This window comes from Nodosilinea sp. LEGE 07088 (assembly GCF_015207395.1).
Lineage (GTDB): Bacteria > Cyanobacteriota > Cyanobacteriia > Phormidesmidales > Phormidesmidaceae > Nodosilinea.
This window is the reverse complement of sequence record NZ_JADEWX010000070.1, coordinates 20,055-27,123: the sequence shown is the minus strand read 5'-3', so window position 1 is coordinate 27,123 and position 7,069 is coordinate 20,055. Positions and strand designations below refer to the sequence as shown.

The window sequence follows — 7,069 nt, the reverse complement described above, 5'->3', positions numbered from 1 at the left end:
GCCCCAGTGCCCCCCCGCTCGGCGGTTGTTACCCCTGCTCCGCCTAGGCCGCCCGCCTCGGTGGCGCCGCCACCAACTGTCAACCCTCCGCCTGGGGTCACACCACCGCCCGTAGAAGCGCCCCCCATGGAGTCATCGCCTCCCTTGGGAAACCCGCCTGCCGCTAGCGAGACTGCTGGCCAGGGGGGACAGGTTGTACCGCTGGGGCTGCGTCTGGATCCCAATGGTCGTGATATTCCTGACACGGCTCCTCAGCTGGTGGGCAGTACTGCGATCGCATTTCAACCCTTGGCCTCGAGCTGTGGGGTGTCGAATCTAGAGGCGCTTTTGACGGGGATGGTGGCTACGTCAGTACAAATGCAGCTCCAGGTAGAGCCCAATGGCACTATTTCCAATGTCAGGCTGTTGCAGAGCACTGGCAGCAGCGCCGTGGATGACTTGGTGAGCTGTGTGGTGAAGCAGCGGCTACAGCTCGAACCAGCCCGTTCGGCGGGTGTGCCCCAGCTGACGGACGCCTATATTTTGGAGGCCCGCATTCAGTTCTTCTAGCGATGCTGAGGTTGGGGTGACTGTGGCTACTCTCAAAACTCGTGAGGATCACGTTTTGGTTGTACAGCGTAATGATCTTGGTTTTTACGATCAGCAGGCCAGCCAGTGGTGGGATGAAACGGCGACAATTGCGCCCCTCAATCGCCTCAACCCCTTGCGGTTTGAATACTTTGATCGGGTGGTCTCCCGGTGGCAGGGGCTGCGAGTTTTGGACGTGGGCTGTGGTGGAGGGTTTACCTGCGAGTTTTTGGCCCAGCGCCAGGCCCAGGTGTGGGGGCTAGATCAGTCGGCCAATTGTATTGCTGCCGCCCAGGCCCATGCTGGGGCTGAGGGGTTACCGATTGCCTACTGTTGGGGAGTGGCTGAAGACTTACCCTTTGAGGCGGCTGGCTTTGACGTCGTGATTTGTGTCGATGTGCTAGAGCATGTGGCTAGCCCCCAGGACGCCATTGCCGAAATGAGTCGAGTGCTCAAACCCGGTGGTCGGGTTTGCTTTGACACGATCAATCGCACCCTGCGATCGCGTCTGGTCATGATCTGGCTGTTAGAGACCCTATTGCGCCAGATTCCGGCAGGCATTCACGATTGGGAAAAGTTTCTTACTCCCCAAGAGCTACGCACCATGCTGACTCGATTTGGATTTGGCTCGGTGCAAATGGCCGGGTTTAATCTATTTGGCAGCACGGTGCCTGAACTCGTGGCGGCCTATCGGCGCTACCAGGCAACCGGCACCTTTGAGGCCCGCTTTGATGGTGACCTGCGGGTGATGTATATCGGTACCGCTGTGAAGGCTTGACAGGGAGTCCTTTAGCCTGGGAGACGACAGTGGCTGGTATCGTTGAAGCGCTTGATTTGCCAGAGCTCTGTATTCAGGCGGTTGGGGCCAGGCTGGGGCCAGCGATCGCGATCGAGCCAGAACTCAAAACAGCCGGTATTGCCTATGGGGAGGCCCCAGGTGCGATCGCAGCCCATCAGCTGAGCGATAACCTGTTGCAAAATCCACTGGTGGCTAACTACCATGACGCGATCGCCGTTGCCATGACTGAGCAAGGTATCCACTACCCGCCTAGCCCTGCCCTGACCTTGGGCAAGGGTTTCGGCCTGGGGAATGGGCTGCCAGTCGAGGCTGGTTTCGAGCTGATGGCAGAGATCGGGGTAGCGATCGCAGGCTTCGGCCCAGGTGAGGCCGGTAAAGATGCCGCAGTCGTATTCTTTGAGATCGTCGAGAACCGTGACGGGTAGAGTATGGTCGGCGGCGAGGGGGGCCGGGCTGGGTGGACTGGGCTGCGGCTGGGTAGAGTTCGCCGAACTTAGCTGCCCCAGCCCCTCAGTCAGGATGGCGAGGGTCGCCGTGGCCCGTTTGAGCGGGCTACAGTAGAGGTGGGTAGGGTGCCAGCCCATGGTAGCCAAGTGCTGCCCCAGCCGCTGCGACTGCTGCACCCCCAGAGGCGTTAGCCCCGTAGAGCTAACACCCTCCATGCGGCCTTCGGTATTACCCACGGACTGGCCGTGGCGGACGAGCAGCAGCTTGAGAACGGTCATTGACTCAGATTCAACGTTAAGCTATCTCTAGAACTGATCTTAGGCTGCCAAGGCGGTATATCTGGCCGTGGCGGGTCAAAAGGGCTAGATTTTCCGTTCCCTAATATTTTTTATGGTTGGTGAGCTAGTTAAGACCATAACCAGCCAGCTGAAGTCTGGTCTACTGCGGGCTCGAGCGGCGTCTAAGCTATCTGAAGATCAGTTTTGCGTGTTGCCTCAGGTCTGGGATTTGGCCGTGCGTCAACGCCTGCAAGACCTGCCGCTGCCGAACACCTACCTGATTGCTGTGGCTGAGCAGGTGACCGAGGCGGTGACGACCTGGCAAACGACCCTCGATGCTCCTAACAGCCTGGTGCTGCTGGGTACCCCCGTAGATGATACAGGGGCCGTGCTGACGGCTGCCCTCGAAGAGAGAGCCCCAGAGCTGACTCAGCGCTGGCGAATCTTGCGCCCCCTGGACTGGATCACGCGCCCTGCCGATCCGCTCTCGATTAAGGGACAGCTCGCCAAGGCCCTGGAGCAGCTGAAGGAAAGCGAGGAAGACGATGGTGAAGACGACCTAGACGACCTCTCCCGCCGCCTGACGGTGATTGTGCTGCCGCCACTGGAGCAGTGTTTTTTGCGCTGCATTGGCGGCTGGCAGGGAGTAGAATGGCTGCGCGATACGGTCGGTACCCAGCGCGATTATTTTTGGCTGATACCCTGCAATACCTGGGCCTGGGCATTTTTAAACCGGGTCTGCCAGGTGGAGGCCTACCTCAACCAGATCGCTGACCTACCTCGTCTCGATAGCGATAGCCTCAGCGACTGGCTGACCCCGTTTGCCGAAACCCTAACCAATTCCCCGGCCGACGAGGACTTGTCAACCTCAGCCCTGGGCAACATTTCTTGGTCAAACTTGGCAGAACTGTCGGGGGGTAGCCCTGAGGTGGCCCGCCTGCTATGGCTGCGATCGCTACGCCTGCAAGAAACCGACCGGCCCGCTCAACCCCAGCCCTTGGAGGCGGGGGATGCACTGCCTGTGCCTCTCTACCAAGTGCAGCCGTCCCTACCGTCCCTACCCGATCTCGACGCTCTGGACTACTATCTGGTGCACGCCCTAATGCTGCACGGGATCACGCTGCGATCGCAGCTGGCCCTGAGCCTAGGACAGTCCGAAAGTATTGTTCACTTGTGCGGTCAAACGCTTCGCCAGTCGGGAGTTCTACGCCTGAGTCGCCAGGGGTTGAGCATTCAACCCATTCACTATCCCCGGCTGACCACCGAACTCGATAGCAACAACTTTCTCACCGGAGACGACCGATGAACATTAGTTTGCGCGCGCTCCCCAGCTTTCTGATTCAGACTGATACGCTGCGCAATACCGAAGACGCTGTAGATAACCTGCTACGCGATATTTCCCTTGGTCGCCTGTTCAAGGCGGCGCTCAGCGTGCTGCTGGCCTACCTGCTAGTGACGGCGATTCAAAGCTTGACCAACTGGCTCTCAGAGAAGGTGCCGCGACAGTTTCGCCTGGTGATTAAACAGTCAATTCCCTTCCTCAAGGGGCTGATTCTCCTGGGCGTGATTGCCTATATGGTGAGGCTTTTTTTAAATGTATCTCAACAAAACCTGCTGGCCCTCACCGGCACCCTCGCCGTGGCCCTGGGCTTTGCGTTTAAAGACTATGTGACGTCGATTATTGCTGGAGTCGTGGCGCTATTTGAGGCTCCTTACCGGGTGGGCGATCGCGTTACCATTAGCGACCACTACGGCGAAGTGGTGAGCTACGGGCTGCGGGGCATCCGTCTGCAAACCTTTGACGATGACCTGGTCACCATTCCCCACAGCGTTACCTGGAGCGACCCGATCGTCAACTCCAACAGCGGCAGACTAGAAGCTCAGGTGGTAACCGATGTCTATGTCGATCACGAAGCTGACCTGTCGGCGATTACCGACATTCTTTACCAGGCGGCCTACAGCAGCCGCTTTATTCAGCTCAAGCTGCCGGTGAAGGTGGTGATGAGAGAAACCCCCTGGGGCACCCATCTCAAACTGCGAGCCTACCCAATGGATATTCGCGACGAACCCGCCTTTCGTACCGATATTTTGCGGCGAGCTAAGGCAGCCATGGCCGAGCAAGCGATCGTATACCCCCGCGTCAAACCGATGATGGGGCTCGACGATTAGAGAATCGACCCGTGGCAGAGCAGTATGGGCAGCGGTGAAACTGTCTATTAACGCTGCCAGTTGGCCTAAAGCGTGCCAAAATGCTAGTCACATTGCCTGGAGATAACGGTTGGTTGTGACCCTACGTTCTACTTGCACTCCATCCTCAAATCTCGCCTGTCGCTGCGGCCTGGCTGTGGCTAATCGTCAGCGGCTGGAGCTATTTTTCAGCTTGGTGTTGGGGTTTGCGGTGGTGGAATGGTGGGTGGGTAGCCATAGCCATAGCCTAGCGCTGCAGTCCGATGCTGGGCATATGCTGACCGACGTGGGTGCGATCGCCCTGGCATTATCGGCCAGCTGGCTGACGCTGGCCCGCCGACAGTCTCAGTCATCTCGCCTCGAAACGATCGCGGCGCTGATCAACGGTGTTGGCCTGCTGGGGATGGCAGGGTTGATTTCGCTGGAGGCCTGGCAGCATCTGCTCACGCCGCCAACGATGCTCGTCAGTGGGCCGATGGTCGGCACCGCCCTGGTGGGGTTGGGCATCAATGGGTTTGGGGTCTGGCTGCTCCATGGCCCCGGCGATGACTCGCTCAATCGGCAGGGTGCTTTTTTGCACGTGGTGGCTGACCTGGTCAGTTCGCTAGGGGTAATTGTGGGTGCGGTCTGTATGGCGCTGTTTCAGTGGTTTTGGGTGGATGGGGCGCTGAGTTTGGCGATCGCGCTTTTGATCGGCAGTAGTGCCCTGCCACTGATCTATCAAAGCTGGCAACATCTCAGGCAAAAGCCTGACTCACCGATCGCCCCAGACCTCTCCAGCCTTGGCTTTTTAGAACTTGGTCGGAGTGACTTGAGCGCCCAGATTCTTGAGTCATGCTCTGACTAGAGCATCGGTACAGTATGGCTAAAAACCCGGTTTCTTTGTCACTGCCCTAACGGCATGACTGGCATTTTGGCCGAGAAACCGGGTTTCTGTACCGGCGTTCTAGGCGTTGGCCCTAACCGTCTTTTGTTAACAAACCTAGGGCATCGGCGCACAAAACTGCACCATATCCTTGGTTAGACTCTAATATTCATATTTAGGCGGGCATGTTGACATTGGCCGCCACTCTGTCTACAGGAGTTACCACCATGGGTACCTGGGTTAAGGAAACAGATGAAGCTTTTTACCTGATGCAGGGAAACCAGTGGATTTCTCGCATTCGGAAGCGACCCTCGGCCTCCAACTCCCAGGAACGGGTGCTCAACGTAGAAGGCATGCGGGAATGGTTTTTGCGATCGGACGCCCCGATGGCAATGACCGTTGCCATCGGTACTGGCGCACCAGAACCTGAGCAGGCCGGCGGTGGAGACAATGTGGCGTCTCCTCCCGACAACGTGGCGTCTCCTCCCGACAATGTGGCGTCTCCTCCCGACAACGTGGCGTCTCCTCCCGATAACGTGGCGTCTCCTCCCGACAACGTGGCGTCTCCTCCCGGAGAAGTAATTTCCCCGCCAATCGGCGGCGGCGACACCACTGCTCCAGATCTTGACAAAGAAACAGACCCGAGCCCGGTCAACAGTCTTGCCCTGCGGGTCAAAAGCGCTACCTATTTCAAGCTCCAGCCCAAAATGGCCAGTGAGCTAGCCGATGCTGAGAAGGTGCTCGTTACCAGCGGCAATACATTTGAAATTCAGTACTACATCAATGTAGGCAACAACCACTGGCAAGTACAGCTGCTCGAACCCATGGGTGACCCGCCTAACCGTGCTTGGTTTGTCTACACTCCCGATATCGATTTGCTTACCGGGGTACAGCTGCGAGTGGTCAGCGACACGTTGTTTAAGACCGAGCCCAAGCTCTCGTCGCAGCTGACCGAATCTCAGAAGGTATTTGTCAAAAACGGTACCCAAGTGGGGCTGGTCGATTTTAAGCCAGCGGCAGGTGACCATTTCGAAATTGAGCTGGCCGATGCTGTGGTGGGAGCCGAGGTCGGTAGAAAATGGTACGTCTACAACCCTGACGTGAAGATTAGCGGCAACCGTGAAACCCTGGAAGTCAACAGTGACACCATTCTCAAAGCAAAGCCGGTGCAGTCTAGCCAGCTGCCTGATCCCGATAAGATACTGGTGAAAAAAGGCTCAGTATTTTTGCTCAACTCCTTCACCCAGCCCGATAATAATCACGTGCGAGTCGCGCTACAGGGGGCATTTTTAGGCCCGAAAAACCTCACTACTTGGCATGCCTACGTACCCGATATTGAAATTTCGGGTACTGAAATTGGCAACAACCCCAAAGATCAAGGGCCTGGTAAACCCACTAACCCAGCCGATCGCGGGGTAGCGCTCACCTTACCTGGCTTCAAGGGTACCTACTATTCCAATGATCCGATTCAGCCCAAGAATCGTTACGGAGTACGAGGCAACTTTACCTGGGGGGAGGCGCTGCACGTCAACCGTTCTACCGGAGCCTATCGTCGCCCGGCTAGCGCTGCCGTGGTCTATAACATTCTCAAGGTAGCCGACGTGATGGAAGAAATTCGTAAGATTTATGGCGATCGGCCTATCAAGATCAACTCCTGGTATCGTGACCCGGTGACTAACCGAGCCGTCGGTGGGGCTTCTCGATCGCGCCACCTATCGGGCGATGCGGTGGACTTTGTAGTGCCCGGTGTGCGGAACTTTGATGTCTATGCGCGGCTCAATGGCTGGTGGGGCAGTCGGGGGGGGTTGGCCAGTTCCTCGGTGTTTACCCATATAGATGTGCGCGGCTACCGAGCCCGCTGGAGCTACGGCTACTAGGCGAGAATGGTATCTCTGGCACCTTAAGCTATTCCAGGGATGGTGTCAC

At 57.5% G+C, this 7,069-nt stretch carries 7 protein-coding genes; 6 read left to right on the top strand and 1 reads right to left on the bottom strand.

Annotation, left to right across the window (positions count from 1 at the left end):
* The first annotated feature begins 126 nt into the window (after positions 1-126).
* Together IQ254_RS16225 and ubiG are read left to right on the top strand one after the other, a co-directional pair.
* Complete coding sequence (locus tag IQ254_RS16225) at positions 127-549, top strand: energy transducer TonB (RefSeq protein WP_228040788.1); 423 nt, start codon at positions 127-129, stop codon at positions 547-549.
* 55 nt (positions 550-604) lie between these two features.
* A complete protein-coding gene (ubiG, locus tag IQ254_RS16220) occupies positions 605-1,345 on the top strand; it encodes a bifunctional 2-polyprenyl-6-hydroxyphenol methylase/3-demethylubiquinol 3-O-methyltransferase UbiG (protein ID WP_193967203.1) in 741 nt (246 codons plus the stop codon).
* 11 nt (positions 1,346-1,356) lie between these two features.
* On the opposite strand, the gene IQ254_RS16215 is transcribed toward ubiG, so the two are convergent.
* Entirely contained in the window at positions 1,357-2,091 is a 735-nt protein-coding gene (locus tag IQ254_RS16215; RefSeq protein ID WP_193967202.1) for a histidine phosphatase family protein, read from the bottom strand.
* A 112-nt stretch (positions 2,092-2,203) separates the two neighbouring features.
* Here IQ254_RS16215 and IQ254_RS16210 point away from each other — a divergent pair, with 112 nt between their 5' ends.
* From IQ254_RS16210 to IQ254_RS16195, 4 genes are all read left to right on the top strand, one after another.
* A complete protein-coding gene (locus tag IQ254_RS16210; protein WP_193967201.1) occupies positions 2,204-3,397 on the top strand; it encodes a hypothetical protein in 1,194 nt (397 codons plus the stop codon).
* Complete coding sequence (locus IQ254_RS16205) at positions 3,394-4,260, top strand: mechanosensitive ion channel family protein (protein WP_193967200.1); 867 nt, start codon at positions 3,394-3,396, stop codon at positions 4,258-4,260. Before IQ254_RS16210 ends, IQ254_RS16205 begins: the two co-directional genes overlap by 4 nt.
* A 175-nt stretch (positions 4,261-4,435) precedes the next feature.
* Positions 4,436-5,125: a cation diffusion facilitator family transporter gene (locus IQ254_RS16200; protein ID WP_193967199.1), complete on the top strand. Its 690-nt coding sequence runs from the start codon at positions 4,436-4,438 to the stop codon at positions 5,123-5,125.
* A gap of 245 nt (positions 5,126-5,370) precedes the next feature.
* Entirely contained in the window at positions 5,371-7,020 is a 1,650-nt protein-coding gene (locus tag IQ254_RS16195) for a D-Ala-D-Ala carboxypeptidase family metallohydrolase (protein ID WP_193967198.1), read from the top strand.
* The last annotated feature ends 49 nt before the right edge of the window (positions 7,021-7,069 follow it).

Excerpts from the sequence above, each read along its gene's own strand:
- IQ254_RS16205 (WP_193967200.1), top strand. The coding sequence starts at position 3,394 with ATGAACATTAGTTTGCGCGCGCTCCCCAGCTTTCTGATTCAGACTGAT.
- IQ254_RS16210 (WP_193967201.1), top strand. The coding sequence starts at position 2,204 with ATGGTTGGTGAGCTAGTTAAGACCATAACCAGCCAGCTGAAGTCTGGT.
- IQ254_RS16215 (WP_193967202.1), bottom strand. The coding sequence starts at position 2,091 with ATGACCGTTCTCAAGCTGCTGCTCGTCCGCCACGGCCAGTCCGTGGGT.
- IQ254_RS16225 (WP_228040788.1), top strand. The coding sequence starts at position 127 with ATGGAGTCATCGCCTCCCTTGGGAAACCCGCCTGCCGCTAGCGAGACT.
- IQ254_RS16195 (WP_193967198.1), top strand. The coding sequence starts at position 5,371 with ATGGGTACCTGGGTTAAGGAAACAGATGAAGCTTTTTACCTGATGCAG.